This window comes from Algoriphagus sediminis, from assembly GCF_030403435.1.
In the GTDB taxonomy this organism is placed as follows: Bacteria; Bacteroidota; Bacteroidia; order Cytophagales; family Cyclobacteriaceae; genus Algoriphagus; species Algoriphagus sediminis.
In genome coordinates, this window is record NZ_JAUEPH010000004.1 from 429305 (window position 1) to 447665 (window position 18361).

Consider the following 18361-nt stretch of genomic DNA (forward strand, 5'->3'; position numbering starts at 1 on the left):
AATAGGCACCAAATCCCTATTGAACTTTTGAATATTCATAAAAATTAAAATACTGGCCTTTCTCAATTTTTTGTAAATAGAGCTTACCATTCAGAAAGGAAACATAATCTGGGAATATGGGTGGTTCCTTAGATTTAGCTTGAAAAAGATGGAAGGAATCCAAGTTCCGCATAGAGGAGATATTACGTATTCTTAAAGCTTTTGATTGAAATTCGCTATTACTAATCCATCCAAAGCTTATGACCGGCGCCAAACTATCTTTATGATAGACATGCTCAAAATGGTATTCCATGTAGCCCTCGGTAAAAACTGGGTCTTCCCCATTATTTTCAGACAGTAAATTGAAAAATTCCTGGTTCATCAAATGCCTTTCCTTTGCTTCCATCCTGGTGTTAATAAAGTGCAGACAGAGTAAACCCAGCAAAACAAATCCTATCCATTTAGTCGGTAGGTTCCATTTGAACCGCGAGCCAGGCATAAGCATTGGAAAAAGAAAAACAAGGGCAAAAAGCACTTGAACCCGTCCTTGCAAAAGAAAAAAGTGATTCATCAAAAGAAAAAACAAGATCCATAAAACTGCACCCGATGAAAGCTTCCAATTCTTTCTCATTACCAGAAACAATAGAATTATGACCGACGAAATAAACACCTTAAATAATTCTGTTTTTCCTATAATCCAAAGTCTTAATATTGAGTTTTTAAAACTGTTTTTTGAGAAAATCAACTGATCAAGTTCATCTTTTTTTGCTTCTAATTCTTCCACACTTAAGTCAAGGTCATCCATAAACCATCTGGAAAAATATTTCCAGTCTGTCCCTTTTTCTATTCCCTTATTCCTCGATAAATGATAAAAACCGGGATGGTCTATGACGGAGGATCTGGCTTTATTAAATGCTAGGAATTCTTTATCAACATTCTTCTTCTCATAAATCAATTTTGATCCGAAGGCCAATCCAATAAATAGAATAATTAGGGCATAACGAGGAAGGTTTTTTGACAGAGTCCTCATACCGTTTGAAAATACCTGAAAGACTATCCAGCCAATAAAAACAAGGATGCAAGATTCAATCCTCACCAAAAGTCCAATCACCAGCAAAACGAATCCGAAAAGTTGTAGACCTGTGTCCTTCCGGGAACCACCTTCGCTAAAAAGTAATAACAGGGCGGAAATCATACACCAACCTGCCACAAGGGTAAATTGGGGAAAGAGACAAAAATGGATGGAAATCACAAAAATTAAAGTGCAGAAGATTATTCTCAATTCAGGCTTGATAGCCTTGAAAATTGTCAGAATTAAACCTGTGTAAGCAAAAAATAAAAACAGAAACCAAAAAAATCCATACCAATTAAACCTCGGGAAGTGATCATATAAAACGGAAAGGCAAAGGCTCAAACTTGGATGAATAAAAACTGCATACGGTTCCGGTACTCCGGTATAGGCCCCAGAAACCAACCACATCATGATTACATCATCATTGGTTTGAAATCGCCATGATAAAAACCATAGTATGAACATGGACAAAAATCCTAGTGCAATCCAAAATCCAGATCGTTCCAAATACCTCATTTCTTCACCAGGATTTCAAGTTTTTCTCCGTTTGGTTGGGTCAAAACTCTTTTTACTTTCCAGGCCTCTGATGCAAATGGAAACTCCACTAATCCATTATATAGAATCAAACCAAGCTTTTCCTCCTTTAAAAAGTTACTTGCTTGAGATTCTGACCAATAGCCGGGAATTTCAGGAGACTGCCGGTCCAATAGGTATAAAATGCCTGGGTTCATATAGAGAGAAACTATTTCCCCGGACTCATAGCCATTTACCTCTGAGTTAATCTCTTTGAGAAACTCGATATACTCAGCTGACAATTGAATGCTTTTTCCATCATTAAACACCCATGATTTATCAGCTTTCCAATTTGGAACTCCCTCAAACGGGGATATCCATAGACCATATAGGCACACCAAAAAGGACATTGAATAAAGGGGTATTAAAAACTTCCTGGAATTGGAAAGTTTAAAATCGGATCCAATTAGTAAGCAAATCGCTAGAATTGGAAAAACAATGTAATGGATTCCCAGCCTGAACCAATAGACATTGCTCCCAAAATGTAGTGCGTATGGCAAAATCAAAAGGACACAAAAGATCATCCTTTCTCTGGACTTTATATTTTTAAAACCCCCATTTCCGAGCAGAATAGCAAGAACCGCTAAAGCAGAATGATAGAAAACATGTACCCAGCTATCTGCCATTTTAGTTATAAAAGAAATCCAAAGCACCAGGCTTAAGGAAATGACATATAGTACTGATTGTTGGACTATCCCACTTTTCAATATCTGCGCTAAAATGAAAATCGGAGTAAATACTATCAAGCTCCAAAGAGGCCCCACTGCAGAATACCTAATTAGCTGAATTATTCCATAATCCTCTCTAAACGCATTTCGACTCAATCCTTCCAATATTCTAGAAACTCCATTTTCATTAAGAGTCAATAAAAAAAGAAATTCAAGGAACAATCCTGGAACCATGATTATCCAAATTTTAATCCAACTAATCTTAGCCTTGTAAAGAAGAAACCAAGTCAATGGAAGCAATCCAACAAGGGCGGAAATCTTAGAATAAAAGAGAATTGAAAATGATACCCCTATGAGAAAAAGGTCTTGGTTTCGGATATTTCTTTTCGAAATTCCCAAAAACCAGATACACACAGCGACAACACTTAATGAATTATATGAAAGTGAAGGTGGCAAGAAGCCATATCCTGCAAATAGACCTAAAGCTGAAATCAAAAATACAATGGTAGAAATAGTCTCCTCATCCTTAATATTCCTCCAGGCCTTTGATAAAAAAAAGGCTCCTAAAAGATAGCTAAGCAATCGGAAAACCCTAATGCCAATAATTCCAAACTCTAGACCTGTGAGCTTAAATAAGAGCTTAAAGAAAAGGTCATAGTTGATTATGCCAGCTTTGTTGCTTTGGAAAGGATCAGATAAAAGCAGGTAAAAGCCCTCATCAGAAAAGTCAAACCCTCGAGGAATCGCAAATATGATCAGCATCAAGATGCCGAAAAAAGAAACAAACAATACCCAAGAGGCCAACTTACTCATCAATTACTTGAATTGAAATCACCTAAATAATACAACTATCTATTTAAAAAGGATAATTTTGTGGAAAACTAACACCCTGAAAAACAAAAAAATACCCTGTACTGGGTATTTTTTTTTGACTTACAGAGTATACATTTATGTCAGGGTGATTAAGCAATTTTTCTCATTACTTTTTCTAGAACCATTAAAGGGATTTTTTTCAGCATTTTTTTTACCCTTTTCTTTTTCACACTTAGTAATACCTGACCTCACAGTCAGGTATTTCACTTTTGAAGCTTTCCACACTCCTTGAACTTACCCTTGTATTAAAGCAAGAAAGCTTTTTCAATCCTTTTAACCCCTCTATCGGACGAAGTGATCGTAGATTTGTGCTGGCCACATCAAGTTCCTCAAGAGAAACCAAACCCTCTAGCCCCTTCAAATTTCTAAGATTGGTGCCCGAAAGGTTCAGATACTTAAGGTTGGTCAGGTTCGCCAAAGGGTCCAGATCCTCGATCCCTGTATTTGAAATATCCAGCTCCTCAAGAATGAAAAAATTACTAATTGGCAAAAAGTCCACCACTGGAACCTGAGAAAGACGCAATTTTTTAAGATGATCCAAATTCGCAATTGGCTGAATATCTGCTAATGGAGCATCAAAGATTTCTAAACTTCTTAGGTTCACAAATTTCAATAGAGGCGTGAGATCATTAATACTGGTTTGGTTGAAAGTCAAAGATGAAACACCTGTCATTTCGTGAAGCTTACGGGAATCCGGATCTCCCTTTATCTCAAAAGTTTTGGCTAAAAGCCCTCTCCAATCGTCATCCAACTCATTCCACCAGCTTCTCAATTCTTGATCTCTGTAAATGATGACCAAATTTGGTCTTTGAATAAGTATCTCAGGAACTTCCTCCAGAAAGAACTCCCCATCATTTACCCGAATCTGATCCAGATTAGGTAAATCCAATGTTGGGAGAATACTCTTAATCGGAGCTCCATCGAAGTTCAACTCTATCAATTCTTCATTTTCGTTGATTGGCTCCAAATCCTCAATGGCTGTATTTTTTCCTGAAATTTTTCTAAGCGTTCTTACTTCAGAAAGAGGCAGAAGATCATTAACCTGATTATCCGAAAAATCAATTTCCACAAGCTTTACAAACCTGGTGACTGGATTCAAGGTCTCTATGCTTTTCCCGCCTAAATCGAGGCTTTCTAAACCGATTGTCTCAGTTAAGACTTCTATTCCGGGATCATTAGATTTTAGATTGGAATTATTTTCCCTAAGCGCAGATTTCCAGGAATCTGAAAGTCGATCCCACCATGCCCGCAAATCCTTCACATGATGAATCAAAAGAATATCCGGATTGGCACGAATGAAATTATCTGCGGCCACCACACTTAGTTGAGTTTCATCTGCCAGAATTTTATCCAGATTCTCCTTGTTATTGAGGGGCGAAAGGTCACTTATTTCAGTCTTGGTTAAATCCAGCTCGACCAATTCATTCATATCCTTTAAAGGAGTCAAATCCTGGATATTAGTTTCGGACAGGTCAAGATACTTCAGGGACGTTAATCCTTGAAGTTGGGAATAGTTGACGATGTAATTTTGAGAAAGATCCAGCACTTCAAGCTGTTTAAGGTCCTTTATATTCTCGGCATTATTAAAACCACTACTTCTCAGATGTAGATTTTTTAAGGACTTAAACTCATTCAAAACCGCGAAACTCATGATAGGAGTACCCTCTGCCCTTAATTCCTCCAGACTTTCGAGATTCACAAGCTCGCTGATATCTTTGACCTGGGTATTTGAGACATCAAGGAAACGAAGACGATCGGAATATTTGATGAACTGAATATCCTCTGCAGGCGTATTCGAGATATCCAGGCGCTCCAAAAATGTAACATTCGAAAGTGGAGCCAAAGAGTCAATCTGCGTATTACTTAAATCCACATATTTCAATTCCCTGAGTGACTCAAGCGGAGTGAGATCCATTAGAGAATCTGTTCCTGAGATATCCAGTGAATCCACACTAACGAATCGATAGATCATATCAATATCCACCGAATCAAATTCACTTAGTTCAAAACGATCGGTGAAATATCCTTTCCAGTGAGAATCCAGCAGCTCCCACCATTCTAAAAGTTCCTCATCCCTACTGAGCTTGGTGGTGTACATGCTCACGATTTTCAATTCCTGAGTGTTTTCCTCAAGATTAATCTCTATAAATCTATCCTTGGTATCAGAGATTTCTTCACCGGAATTTTGTTTGGCTGTCAAAGTTCTATCCAATGAGACCAGGAAGAAAACCTCCCCGTTTTCCTTTTGTCCCGGTTTCACCTCACGCACTTTAAACTTGAACTCCACATCCCGGAAGAAAAATTCGATGTCCTTCATGTAAGAAGTCACATCCTTATTTATCACCACTTTCCTGTCCAAAATTAGATCATCCTCCACTTGTACCTTTTCATCCCTAAAAATCTTTAAATAGCTCTCACGAATAACCACATCCTTATCACGGGCAGGAGTTTCGCTATCCCCCACCGTATTCAAGAGGTATTCCAGGAATCTTACCTGATCTTCCACCTTTTCTGAAAATTCAGCGATTTCTTCTTTGGAATAGCCTTTTATGCTTTGGCCACAGAGTGGCAAAGCATAAGAAAAAGCAAAAATAACGAGTATGAATACCCTAGTTTTGATCATAAATAAAGTCCAAAATAGTTTCTTGATCCCCTGGATTAAGTTTTACTAAGTTTGCAATAAGCCAGCCAGTATTGAAGCCGGGACGATTAAATTGATTGACTTCAAAATACCATCCGTCAATCTGAAAAAAATGAAATTTCACTCCTTTGACTGTTTCAAAACGTAAATTCCCCTTATTCATTTCATATAAAAACAAAGTCAGGTAGTCTGGAGAAAAAGCCTTTTCTGTATAAGATTCCGGAGCACCGGAATCCTGAAAAGCCCGCCGCAAATTCATAAAACCCAGTTCATGGCTTAGAGGATGCAGGAAATCCTTGTTTTCACCTTGGGGTTTATTAAATAATCTTTGAAAGGTAGGAAAACTCACCTCTTCTATCACCCACTCGTAGCCAAGTCCTTCCGGCTGAATTTTTAAGAAAAGCGTGGCTTGTTCTCTCCGACCATTGAAAATGAATTCAGTTTCAACTTCAGCAAACCATCCATCCCTATGAAAATTGATGTATTGAGGATAAACTCCTGATAAAACATGATCGATAAATTCCTTCTTTAAGGAGGGATTCACCGATGAGGTCTGGTTGTCAAAAAGAATCTGGATGAACCCCTGTCTTAAAGGGATATTATGATAAAGAGAATCTCCCGGATAGTAGCGCTTGCTACCATCGGGAGATTCCTCTGCATTAAATCGTCTAAAGAATTGATTAAGCTGTTTTGTAGAAGCGGCAAATCTTCCATCGTCGATTACTGTCCCTGATCCTCTGTATGTCTGAGCAGAAACAAAACCAATTGAGATAAAAAATACCGCAAATAGCGCCAGGCTTAATCTCATGCTGAAGTTTCCGTCACTCTCACATCACCCAGCATTACATCCCAGAAATCGATGGTTCGACCAGCGATCTGAGTCTGCTTCTTCTCTACATAAATGGTGATATCTTTTTTCGTGGTATCCTTATAGTTCATACCGGTTTCTATAGAAGTTCCTTCGAAACGTTGATAAACTGTAATTACGCCTACATATCTACCATCTGGCTGTCTTTCCAAATCGGAAATGTATTGAATATCGTACCAGGTAATGTTCACTCTATCGTAGTTCAAAGCCATCAATCTCTCGAAATAGCGACGAACTTTGTAATAAGCGATATCATTTGAATTGATGCTTGAAACACCCATCTCTGCGCCTGGAGCGAAAAGCTCTTCAGCACGGTCCATGACACGGTTGGCTTCTGAAAACTGTGTTTCTTTGCTTCCGATTATGGAAATGTATTGACTTAGATCTTTAACTTTCTCCAGGGCCAAAGAATCAATAGCCTGCTTTCTTGCCGGGCTGATAGTTTCTGACTGAGAAAAACCTGAGGTCAAAGCCAAAAAGAAAACTATAGCACTTAAATATATTCTATTTTTCATCTTACTTTTTTTAAAGGTTTTGTGGTTATTTTCTTCTTAGCTCTAATTCGGAAACTTTACCGTTAGCATCTAATCTGATATCACTGATATAGTTAAGATTCTTCTTCGTATCCTTTAGGTATTCTAAGTATTTACGAATGGTGGTTGGCTCGTCATAGTCCTTGATGCCATTCTCTTCATGAATAACTATAAGAACAGGAGCTTCCTGATTTGAAAACATGGAAAGGGTTTCTTCTACAGACTGATTAGCAATCGAAGTATTTCCTGCTGCAGCCACTTGATTAAAGGCATTTTCCAATTTCTGTGCTGCAACTTCTTCAGGTGCCGGAGCTGGAGGCGCTGGAGGTGGTGTTTCTTCTACTTCTTCAACAGGTGCAGGAGGAGGCGCAGGCTCTGCTACCTTCTTTTTACTTTTACAGGCTTCCATGGCCAAAGTGACCATAATGGCCAAGACCAAGGCTCTACTGATTGAAAAGGAAAATAGACTTTTTTTCATTATCCAAATGGGTTTTTATTGTGTTATCGATTATGTACCATTCTGATTCCGGGCTTCGGAAACATTCGTGCAAATTAAATAAAAAACGAGTCATTCAAGACAAAATATATACCAAAGGGAAAAGACTTTTGTGAATGATTCCTAAAGCGTAAACATCAGTTGCATTGTTGGAAGCTTTCTGTCTTCAATAACTAATCTTATTCGAGATGAAATTCGAGCAAAAAAATGAAAAATGGGTCATTTACCCCCAAAAAATACCCATTTCTGGGTATTTTTTTTACCGATTTAATCCCTGAACTTTATTCTGTGTTAAGTTAAGTTTTGGCGAAAGCCAATAAATAAAAAAAGGCCTTTGGGATTCCCAAGGCCTTTTTTCTTTTGACAAATAGAAAACTACCCAAAAAAAGATAGTAAATATTTACCCTGCGCTTCAGGGGTACAGTAGTTTTCAAAATACGACTTTCCACCTCTGGAAATTCTTTCGTGAAAATCCTTGTCTTTAACTGCCCTTTCTATTAGCTCCGGGTATTCCTTTTCATTTGTTATATAACAAATTTCCATTCCATCCTTTGGAACCTTCGGAAGATCAATCTTAAATGGAAAAGAAAGAACGAATGAAGAACTATTCCAATATTCAGCCAGCCTCCAGCTTACTGCTCCCAGTACCGCGGGGTTGTTCAAAGAAATAAGAGATCTTGAACTTAGTCTGGAAAACTCTTTTGGGTTGTATTTTTTAGTATTTAGCTCAGAATCATAGCCGAAATTATTCCCATCTGATCTGGGTATAAACCCTCCTTCAAACTCTATGTCAGGATTAGCTTTGCAGGCACGAATGAATTGTGCCCTGATCTCATTTGCCCACGGCTCCTTTTTCCAGGTACTCCCAGAAAAGAAAACGTAATTTCCATGATGGTAATTCGTTTCGGGTAGACTTTCATAACCCGGTCTGGAGTTCAAAACATAAATCTCCCTGGCCAAATCCCGAGGTTTAAGTTTAGTCAACAAACTGAATCCATAAAGCCTCAAATAAAGCCCCATAATATTCACAGGATAATGTGGAAAGATAGGCTTCACTTTTTCCTGATCATACGAAGGATGGTCCAGAAGCTTATTTGTAGCAAAATAAAAATCAGCCGTTTTATACAGCTCTTCCTCTACTCCGACTGGATCATGATTATCCACCACCCCTAGTTTTCCTCGAAATCGAAAAATGACAAAACCCCGATTATTAAACTTTTCAAATTGTGGCTCAGGGCGATAAACGATTTTTCCAACTTTGCTTAAAGCAAGAAGGTAGTAGCTAGAATAAAAATTAGAAATATTCAGCAGCTCAATTTCCATCATGAATCAGTGGCAAATTTTCGTTCGACAAAAGACTTACCACCGATATAGATAACGGCAGCGGCTACAAGGATAATCGAAGCTGCATATGGACTTGGAGTATCCTGAGGCAAAACGAAAAACAAAATATTAATCCCGAACTGTATACCTGCATAAGCTAAGGCGATGATCACATGAGGTGCTTTGGCCTTATTCACCAAAAGCTGATATAAGTGTGATCTATGCGGCTCTCCTATATCTTCTTTCTTTCTAATCCTGTTTGCCAAAGTGAGGAATGCGTCCATACCATACACCATGAGGAGAATGATTATGGTCCAGTCTCCACTATACAGATACCAATCTGCGAGGTAATAAATCATTAAGTATCCCAAGGAAATACTACCAATATCCCCGGCAAACATAATCGCCTTCTTCCGAAGATTGAATATTAGAAAAACTGCAATTGCAAGTATCTCATAATTGATCAGGTTTACTTCAAAAATGGGCAAATAGGTATTTACTGCCAAGATTGTACCGAAGAACACTGCGGCATACAGACCAGATATTCCGTTGATTCCATCCATAAAATTGATGGCATTCAGGATACCCAAACCTATAAAGTACAAAATGGGAAGACTCCACCAGCTCATCTGTTCGAAAAGCCCCAAATCATAAAAAGCCATGGATAGAGCTATAAACTGTACGGTCATTCTCAGTTTACCCGACAGGCTGTAAATATCATCCAACATCGAAATAGCTGATACCCAGAGAAGACCTATGATCATCCAAGTATGCTGGAAATCATAGCTAAACCACCAGAGTACAGCTGCACAAGGAAAAATAATCCCCCCTCCTCTCACGGTAAGGTGAGAATGGGAGCTTCTGTGATTTGGCTTATCTACGATCCCAAACTTTTTTGCTAACCTATGATAGATCAGGCTAAGCAGTAGAAGTATGAGAAATACTATGATTTGGGATAAAACCATTAATCTTTAAATGTCTTAGAGTACCAATAAGAATTAAAAAACAATTGTCTAATAAAAGTGTAGTTTTTTATCGGATTTGCCTTGAATTCATTTACAATTTGCTTCACATCCACATATTTCAACCAGCTCATTTGAAAAAGTGGGTTTTCATGCATCGTTTCTAGATGCTCTCGTAGTTCAGGAAGGTTGAGCATGTATTCATTCCATGGAATAGCCAATCCGATTTTTTCATGGTTTTGGATATAATCTGGCAGCTTCTTCCCTATGGTGTTCATGGCTAAATATTTCCCCTTTCCTTTTGTAGAAAAGTATTTATCCGGGAGGGAGGCGATCCCTGTTACCAAGCGATAGTCTAAGAATGGTTCCCGACATTCGATGGATCCACCCATTGTGGTTCGGTCATTCTTATCATTTAATGAGCTTAGATGAGTGTGCTGCTCTAAATAGAGAAGCTGTCTTAAACGATTATTCGGATAAAATTTCTTCCCTTCCTCGAGGATTTCCACCCTGTACTGAGGCAAAACATCCAAATGCTCCAACCCAAGTTTTTTAATGTCCCCAAGATAGTATTCGTTCGCATTGGTCAAAATATGAAAGTCTGGATTTCCAGAAGCAAGGTACCGTTGAAGTTTTCTTAAACGTTCCTTTTTCAGCCAACGCTCGGGCACATAGTTAAGCAAATGTAATGCATGGTATCTGGCCTCATTACCAAATATTTTATAACGAACATAACCAGCCATGATTTCATCTGCACCTTCACCGGTGTGTAGAACAGTTACCTTTTTCTTGGCTTCTTTGGATAAACCCAAAAGCAAGGCATCAGTGAAATGCATCAGAGGCTCATCGTTTATTCTTATGGATTCGTCAAGCAATCCGACGAGATTGGAACCAATAAATTCATATCCATTATACTTTACACCGTAGTCCTCGGAGATCCTTTCAGCGAGAAAGGATTCATCCTTTGCGAAGCCAGGAAATCTCAGGTTCCAGGTACTAATGTCGTTAAATCCCTGGGTGTGCTGCGCATATAGAACACCCGTACTATCCAAACCTCCACTCAGCATTGTGCCAACCGGTACATCAGAAATCATGCGGAGCTTCACTGAATCAAAGAAAGTCTCCGAATACCATTCCAAAGGATTCTTGATTGTTGAAAAATCTCTCGCCTCTTCACCCAAGTGATACCATCTCGTTTGTGAATTCAATACACCATCTTCCCAAACCTGAAAGTATCCCGGAAGTAGCCTTTCCACACCTTGAAATATGGTGTCTGTTCCACTGACATGCCTATAGAAAAATAGTTCTGATAATCTGTCTTCCCTTATTTCTTTCTTAATGCCTTTGGCAAAAATCCCTTTGGGCTCAGAAGCAAAAGCCATCCCCTCTTCATCCTGATAAATAAATAATGGTTTTACGCCATATCTGTCTTTCACCAGGAATAGCTTATTCTTCTTTTTATCAAAAAATGCAAAAGCAAAAAAACCATTGAGTCTAGAAAGTACTTCCATCCCATACTCCATCAAAAGATAAAGAAGGACCTCAGTGTCAGAAGTGGTTTGGAATGTGTAGCCTTTGTTTTTAAGCTCTGGATAGAAACTTTGGAAATTGAAAATCTCACCATTAAAAACCAAACTGAAATTACCGCAGGCGGAATGATAAGGCTGGTTAGCATGCTCGCTAAGATCGAGAATGGATAGCCTTCTGTGACCCAAGGCCAATGAACCATCGATGAAATATCCACCAGCATCTGGCCCACGGTGGTAAAGAGCATCTGTCATACTTTTTAGAATCTCCTTATCGGCTGGTTTTCCTTCTCTATTCCAATATCCTGCTATTCCGCACATATTATTTATTCGCCAGTACCTCCTGGTATTTCGAGTAAAATTGGTTCATGTTTTTCTCCAGATCGCACTCCTTCTCAATGAATCGACGATTATACTCTATTCCCTTCGAATAGGCAGCAGGATCGTTTAAAAATCTTTCAATAGCTTCTGCAAGCTTTGGTACATCGCCCACAGGAACCAGGAATCCATTGAATCCATTCTCAATAAAAGGTCTGTTGGCTGGCAGATCCGTAACAATTGGAAAACAACCAGTCGCCATTGCTTCAAAAAGAGATGCCGAAACTCCTTCTGTTTCTGGAACGGCCAGATAAATCTGAGCAGAGTAAAGATATTTTGGAAGGTCGGGATTTGGGATTCGACCCTTGAAATCCACTAGTTCTGAAATCGAACGGTCTGAAGCTTCCTGTTTCAGTTTTTCTGATAACTCCCCATCTCCAACTATCACACAACTTAAATCCATCCCTTTGCCCTTGAGCAACTCCATTGCTTGAAGGATTTCACTGTGCCGGTAGATTGGATATAAACTACGTGTGACTATTGCAGAGTTCTTCACCTTCTCAGATGGAGGACAGTAAATAAACTTTCCCAAGTCCAAACCCTTTGGCTTTACCAAAATCTTAGCAGGTGAAGCTCCGGTATCCAGCATGGCATGGGTCATCACATGGCCCCAAGCATGAATTACATCTACATTTTTATACACTCGTCTTTGAAGCCATCTTTTGAACTTTCCTGTAAGTCCTTCTTCGGGAAAGGCGTCAGTTATTCCTTGTTGTGCAACTACCCTTAGCCTCGAATTCACGAAAAGGCTGAAAAAACCATAACTAGTAGCTCTCTCCGCAAGACTGATATCATATTTCTCTGAATTGAAAATCAAATGGAAGAAAAAGGAAAAAGCATTTCCAATTCTTCCCAACCGAGTCTTGCTTGGCGAAATTTCCTTTGTCTGAATTTTAATTCTACCTGCTTTTTCTATACCCTTAATCCAGGTCTGAGCATCAGCTCGGTATGTTTCACCAAGAAATAAAATCTTCACAATCTGGGATCAAAATTTCCTATTACTGACCTTGGCTTCCAGCCAAAATCTTTTTCAGCTTTGGCACAAGAAAATGTCAAAGAAGTTTGAAGCTTTTCCACCCTGTAGGAGTTCAGAGGAAAAGATTTAAAAGTATCCCCGATTTTGGCGGCAAAGTTCAAGAACCCTTGAGGAAAGCCTTTAACTTTACGATTAAAGCAGGAAGCAAGGTAGGTATCAAATTCAGCCATTGAGGGATTTTGACCATCAGTTAGATTGTAAACCCCTTCCATATTTTCGCAATCTCCAACCAAACCTGCCACATCCTCCGCCAGAACCATGGATTTCCTTGCATTACCATCTCCCAAACGGAAATAGAAGCCATTTTTAATTGCTTTGACCATAGCTCCAAGGTTTCCCGGTGCATTCGGACCTACCACTAATGGAAGCCTGAGAATGAGAACATTAACCTGATTCTTTATACCCCAGTCTTGAACCAGTTTTTCTGCTTCAATTTTACTTCGGGCATATGGTGTATCCCCCTTTAATTCCTCCGTTTCTTTAATCAATCGTCCTTCATCAAGACCATAAACAGCAACAGTACTTATAAACACAAATGACTTTGGAAGCACTTTAATCCCTTTCAAAAGGTTTTTTGTTCCTGTGACATTTACTCTAAAAAATTCAGCTTTTTCATTTTCTGTTTTAGGGACAATATGGGCTTTTCCTGCCACATGAATAATTACATCCACTGGGGGCAAAATAGGCTCCTCCATGGATAAATCAGCAATAATCCCATTCGTAATACTTCTTCCCAAGGTCACCACATCATGGTTCTGCCTCAGGGAGTCCTTTAAAATTCCTCCCAGAAAACCAGATCCTCCCGTTAGAAGATATTTCAATCCACCACCTCCTCGATTGCTTTGATCATTTTTTCAGCCAGGTAATCCTTATCAAATTCTTTTGCCGCGATTCCCTTTGCCCTGATACCCATTTCACTTAATTCTTCCCCTTTTTGATCTAGCTCCATTAATTTATTTGCCAGTGCCTCGGGATCATTCGGATCTAAAGTATATCCAAGTTTCCGCTGCTCTAGAAAGTCCTTCATCCATCCATTCGTATTTTGAATCACAGGCACGCCAGCAGCCAGAGATTCAAAGAATTTATTCGGTGAAGAGGTGTCCAAAACTGGAGTTCCTTTTAAAGGGACAAGAGAAACCATAGCATTCTGAACATAAGAGACAAGATCTTCTTTTGGCATCAAGCCCCAAACCTTCAATGTCTTAAGGCCAGAGTCTTTAATCTCTTTTTCAATTAATTCCCGCTGTTGACCTTCACCAATAATCAAAATGTCGATATCTGAGTTTTTTTTCTGCAAAATCTTAGCGGCTTCTAGAAGCCAAAGTGAATTATTCACCACGCCAATATTACCAGTGTAAATGGCATACTTTTTTGGTCTCAGCCCATCCTTTTCTTTGAATTCGCGAGGCTGGGAAAATAGTGAGATATTGGCTGCATTGGTTACACTGATAGCATTCACATTAGGAAATCGTGCATTGATATTATTTCTCATTCCTGGACTTAAACCCACCACAAGAGAAGAAGCTTTATAGCATCTGCTTTCCAGAGCATAAGCCATTTTTTTAACTGTTGAATTTTTAATTAACCCCAGCTCAATGGCACCTTCAGGCCAGAGATCTCTAGCTTCAAACACCATCTTTTTCCCTCTGAGATATCGTGCTACCAAACCGGGAACACCTACTGTAATTGGACCTGAAGAAGCGATAACTACATCAGCTTTTGCCGTCAGGGCATACCAAATAGAAGCAAAAGCATAGGACGCAAAGGTAAGTAAGCGTTTATGAATTGGTTGCTTATTATCAATCCTGACATTAATGACTGTCACATCTACCCCGTCAAAATTCTGATGCTCAATAAACTTTTTGGCTTTTAAATCGGATTTTGAATAAATCGAAGAAACCACCTGAACCTCGTGTCCCCTTTTGACCCATTCCTGGGCAAACTCATGAACTCTGGTCCCCCAAGATCCTTTGGGCGTGGAATAATACTGATAGAAATAAAGAATTTTCACTTTGGCCTAAGAGATTTTTCGACTTGGTCCGGGAGCATTCACCAGCTTCACCTTACCGTTTTCACTTCTATACTCGACCTTCTCCAATTTTTTGTAAAATCCTACCATTTCAGCTATGGTGGGATTCCAGACTTCCTTATTTGAGATCAATTGGCCTAGTCGCTCGAAGCCCTGAACTGCAACCTCATTTTGTTTTCCAGAATCGTCTAAAAACAATCTTCCTGCGTGATTTGAGCTGGTATAAGCAAAATAGGTATGAGCGATAAGTACTCCTTTTTCTCGTTTTAGCTTCTCAAGAGAATATTCGCTCAAGGCAGTTTCAAAGTTTTTGACCGAGGCAGTTTGAAAGGAATAAACTTCAGTGTCCTTTTGATGGGGCGATTTGAAAATAATGGGTGTGAATCGATTAAAATGAAATGGCTTTGTCCTTCTTAAAAAATTTTGACTGATCACTTCAGGGTTTACTGCATGCTTCAATGTTTTTAGAAAATTTCGGGTGAGGGCAGGAAAAGCCTTAGCCTTTTCAGTCCTGAATTGATGGATGGAGGTATTCAGATGTTTTACCGCGAAATCCAATTCTTCAGACGTCCCATAGCTCAACCAAGCCTTAAAAAGACGTGAGGAATCCTCATGCAACCCTTCCTTTTCATGAATTTCCTTGCTCTTCCATAGAGCTGCAATTGAACTGTCATAAGTGGACAATTGATTATTACAAAAGGCTGTAGCTTCGAATGAATCCACATAATTCCAAACCTGCTGAATTCCTTTTTTATTTTGATGAGTAAACCAAGCAGCCAACTCATTAGGCTCTCTTTGGCTGGCATTATAGCTCAGGAAACCGTGATCGATGTAAGTTTGTATAGGCTCAAAATCAGCCGGACTTTGATAGTAGTTAAAATGCTTCTGACTTTCCTTGCCCTCTGATTTGCTAAAGGCGTGATAAGCCAGTTCGTGGCCATCATCTTCCCAAAGTTTCAATTCTTCCTTGATTCCTACATTTTCAAAAGATGCATGAAATGGACGGTCGCTCTGGTCGTAAAGAAAAATTCCTTTGGTGGTTCGAATACCTGTATTTGAGAAAATCAACCTTTGTTTGGTCAGCAAATCAGGAGTATCAAAATCACAATGATCCGTGAAGCAAACAGTTGGAACAAAACCTATTGGAGTTCTTGCCCATTCTTCAATTTCATCCTTTGTAAATAGAAATTGGAGTTTAAAAGAATTTCCCTCGTAAAAATCATACTCAAAATGCCAAACCCTGTGGTCGGTCCTATCATAAGTAAAACTTGGGGCTAAATCCGGATGAACTACATACCATCTTAGCAAACTCTTCTTGGGATCAATTTCCCAGGATCCAGAATTAGTTGCGGACACAGCTTTTACTTCATCCTTCCATCTGATGATTTTTGGGGAATAAGAGGATAGCATCAGCTTATCATCCAAAATCTCCTCCCATTCATACGATACATTCCTATAATGAGAAGGCGATTGAATGAATGTAAAATCAATATATAACTCACTGATAACAATGTCTTTAGAAAAAATTATTTCAGTAGTACTTGAATTATCAATAGACTTATTTTTCAACTGAAAATTTTCCTCCATGTTAAGAGTTTTACCATCTCTTTTCACAACCAACTCCTTGAATTCAATCAAACCTTTCAATTTCTTTATTCAAGTAGATTGGTCCAATTTTTAGGCATTTGATCCGGGCATCCTTTTTTGCTCCAGACTTTTCAATCCCGCGAATTGAAGCCATATTATTGGGAGCAACCAAAATAAAAATCTCAGCTTCATTCTGGAATTTTGTATAAAGGTATCGGAGCATTTTTGGGTACAAACTCTTTCCTCGATACTCCTCGGGAGTTTCACAATCACCGATGCATAGGATTGGGGTCTTATATCCAAAACTTTTCAGAATTCTACTTCCCCTAAAAATTTTGCTTTTATGTGCCTGCTTTCCCTTATCCTCAAAAACAAATACATCTTTGGCTTTCTCTGTAACTGGGAAGGGTAGAATTGCACTTTCAGGGTTTAGACTTTCTGGTACCTTGAAAACCAAAAGATCAACTTGATAGGGTCTAATTTTGGATAGTAAACTCAAAATTGAATCAATTTAGACGGCTTTCAATCAACTGGAATTTCCCTGTTTTGGCCTTGGAAATTTTGGGAACCTGAGTGAATTTGATATTCAGCTTTTCCTCAAGTACCCTTTCATATTCTGAGGATATTTTCTCTTCATATCTAGAGTCCAATTTTATTCCTGAAACTAATTCGATTTCTAATTCGCTTTCGGAATGCTGGATTACCTTGTATTGATCTATCTCCTCAAATTTCTTCATCAAACGGACCACCGTCTGAACTGTAATATATTTTCCTCTGGGTGTTTTAATAAACTCAGTGATTCTTCCTACTATTTCACCTAAAACAGGTAATTGGAGTCCACAGGAACAGGTCTGATCCGAAGCTTTGACCGCTAGGTCTCCAATCTCATATCTAATCAGCGGTAAAGTGAAATTATCCAGCCCAGTTAATACAACCCTTCCCATTTCTCCGGGTTTCACCTCATTTCCCTGCTCATCCAAAATCTCCAAAACCAAATGAGGGCTCATAATATGATACGTTCCTTTCCGGCATTGTGAGGCAATTAAGAACCCCTCAGATGCCCCATAAGTATCATAAATTGGCGATTGAAAGGCGGTGTCTATCTCTTTCCGGAAGTTAGGAAGGAGCTTCTCTCCTATGGAAATAATCGAGTCAAATTTCACCCCTTTGATATTGTATTTATTGGCCACTTTGGCAAAAAGAAAAATACTCGAAGCATAACCCACAAAATGCTGTCTGGGATGCTCAAGCAATAGTTCCAATTCCTCCTTAATCTGATTTTCATCGTGGCTAACAGCGTCGATATATCGAGTATTTAAAAGATAATCCTTAAGCTTTTTTTCGGCGCTTCGCTTCATGTTTACCCCAGTTTGCAACACAGAATTTCCAAACTTATAGCCGGCCCATTCCCACCAAATTATTTGAAGTGCACGATTACTGGATAGCTCTTCGGAATTAAAATAAACTTTGGAGGGTGCCCCTGTACTTCCTGATGAAGTAATAGAGGTAAGACCTTTGGTTTGATCGGTCGTCAGGAATTCATCTACTCGTTCCTTAAGCGTCTGTTTAGGTAAAATTGGAAAATTTTTCAGGGTTTTGAAGGGATCCTGATCTAGTGGAATGCTAAAGGACTTATAGAATGGAGAGTTTTCAGAGGCATGTGAGAGCATTTTTCTAAGTTTTTCCTTTTGAATCTCCTTGAGTTCAGTGGAATCCTTTTTGAATACTTCTCTCCAGCTTCTTATTTTTTTTACAAAACTAGTTCCTAAAGCAAGGTCCCCCAGGGACAAAATAAACTCTATCTGTTTGGAATTCAG

The 18361-nt window shown here is 38.9% G+C and carries 15 protein-coding genes; all 15 read right to left on the reverse strand.

Annotation, left to right across the window (positions count from 1 at the left end; genetic code table 11):
- Positions 1–16 precede the first annotated feature (16 nt).
- The gene (locus QVH07_RS11220) at positions 17–1516 is read right to left on the reverse strand and encodes a hypothetical protein (RefSeq protein ID WP_290000420.1); all 1500 of its coding nucleotides are present in this window, start codon (positions 1514–1516) and stop codon (positions 17–19) included.
- 47 nt (positions 1517–1563) lie between these two features.
- Positions 1564–3105, reverse strand: coding sequence for a hypothetical protein (locus QVH07_RS11225; RefSeq protein ID WP_290000421.1), 1542 nt, complete (start codon positions 3103–3105; stop codon positions 1564–1566).
- A 232-nt stretch (positions 3106–3337) separates the two neighbouring features.
- A complete protein-coding gene (locus QVH07_RS11230; RefSeq protein WP_290000423.1) occupies positions 3338–5788 on the reverse strand; it encodes a leucine-rich repeat domain-containing protein in 2451 nt (816 codons plus the stop codon).
- The gene (locus QVH07_RS11235; protein ID WP_290000425.1) at positions 5775–6614 is read right to left on the reverse strand and encodes a hypothetical protein; all 840 of its coding nucleotides are present in this window, start codon (positions 6612–6614) and stop codon (positions 5775–5777) included. Before QVH07_RS11235 ends, QVH07_RS11230 begins: the two co-directional genes overlap by 14 nt.
- Complete coding sequence (locus tag QVH07_RS11240; protein WP_290000426.1) at positions 6611–7189, reverse strand: hypothetical protein; 579 nt, start codon at positions 7187–7189, stop codon at positions 6611–6613. Before QVH07_RS11240 ends, QVH07_RS11235 begins: the two co-directional genes overlap by 4 nt.
- Before the next feature lie 25 nt (positions 7190–7214).
- The gene (locus QVH07_RS11245; RefSeq protein WP_290000428.1) at positions 7215–7685 is read right to left on the reverse strand and encodes a nucleoid-structuring protein H-NS; all 471 of its coding nucleotides are present in this window, start codon (positions 7683–7685) and stop codon (positions 7215–7217) included.
- Between the two features lie 393 nt (positions 7686–8078).
- Positions 8079–9029 carry a hypothetical protein gene (locus QVH07_RS11250; protein WP_290000430.1) on the reverse strand — a complete coding sequence of 317 codons (951 nt, stop codon included), beginning with the start codon at positions 9027–9029 and terminating at the stop codon, positions 8079–8081.
- Positions 9026–9991, reverse strand: coding sequence for an MraY family glycosyltransferase (locus QVH07_RS11255; RefSeq protein ID WP_290000431.1), 966 nt, complete (start codon positions 9989–9991; stop codon positions 9026–9028). Before QVH07_RS11255 ends, QVH07_RS11250 begins: the two co-directional genes overlap by 4 nt.
- Positions 9991–11835, reverse strand: coding sequence for an asparagine synthase (glutamine-hydrolyzing) (asnB, locus tag QVH07_RS11260; RefSeq protein WP_290000432.1), 1845 nt, complete (start codon positions 11833–11835; stop codon positions 9991–9993). Before asnB ends, QVH07_RS11255 begins: the two co-directional genes overlap by 1 nt.
- Before the next feature lies 1 nt (position 11836).
- Positions 11837–12868, reverse strand: a complete 1032-nt coding sequence (locus QVH07_RS11265; RefSeq protein WP_290000433.1) for a glycosyltransferase — start codon at positions 12866–12868, stop codon at positions 11837–11839.
- On the reverse strand, positions 12865–13749 hold the full coding sequence (locus tag QVH07_RS11270; RefSeq protein WP_290000434.1) for an NAD-dependent epimerase/dehydratase family protein: 885 nt from the start codon (positions 13747–13749) through the stop codon (positions 12865–12867). Before QVH07_RS11270 ends, QVH07_RS11265 begins: the two co-directional genes overlap by 4 nt.
- Positions 13746–14939, reverse strand: a complete 1194-nt coding sequence (locus QVH07_RS11275) for a glycosyltransferase family 4 protein (protein WP_290000435.1) — start codon at positions 14937–14939, stop codon at positions 13746–13748. The genes QVH07_RS11270 and QVH07_RS11275 overlap by 4 nt, the downstream gene beginning before the upstream one ends.
- Before the next feature lie 6 nt (positions 14940–14945).
- Positions 14946–16544, reverse strand: a complete 1599-nt coding sequence (locus tag QVH07_RS11280) for a hypothetical protein (protein WP_290000438.1) — start codon at positions 16542–16544, stop codon at positions 14946–14948.
- A gap of 43 nt (positions 16545–16587) precedes the next feature.
- Complete coding sequence (locus QVH07_RS11285) at positions 16588–17043, reverse strand: hypothetical protein (RefSeq protein ID WP_290000440.1); 456 nt, start codon at positions 17041–17043, stop codon at positions 16588–16590.
- A gap of 7 nt (positions 17044–17050) precedes the next feature.
- Complete coding sequence (locus tag QVH07_RS11290) at positions 17051–18334, reverse strand: phenylacetate--CoA ligase family protein (protein ID WP_290000441.1); 1284 nt, start codon at positions 18332–18334, stop codon at positions 17051–17053.
- Between the last annotated feature and the right edge of the window lie 27 nt (positions 18335–18361).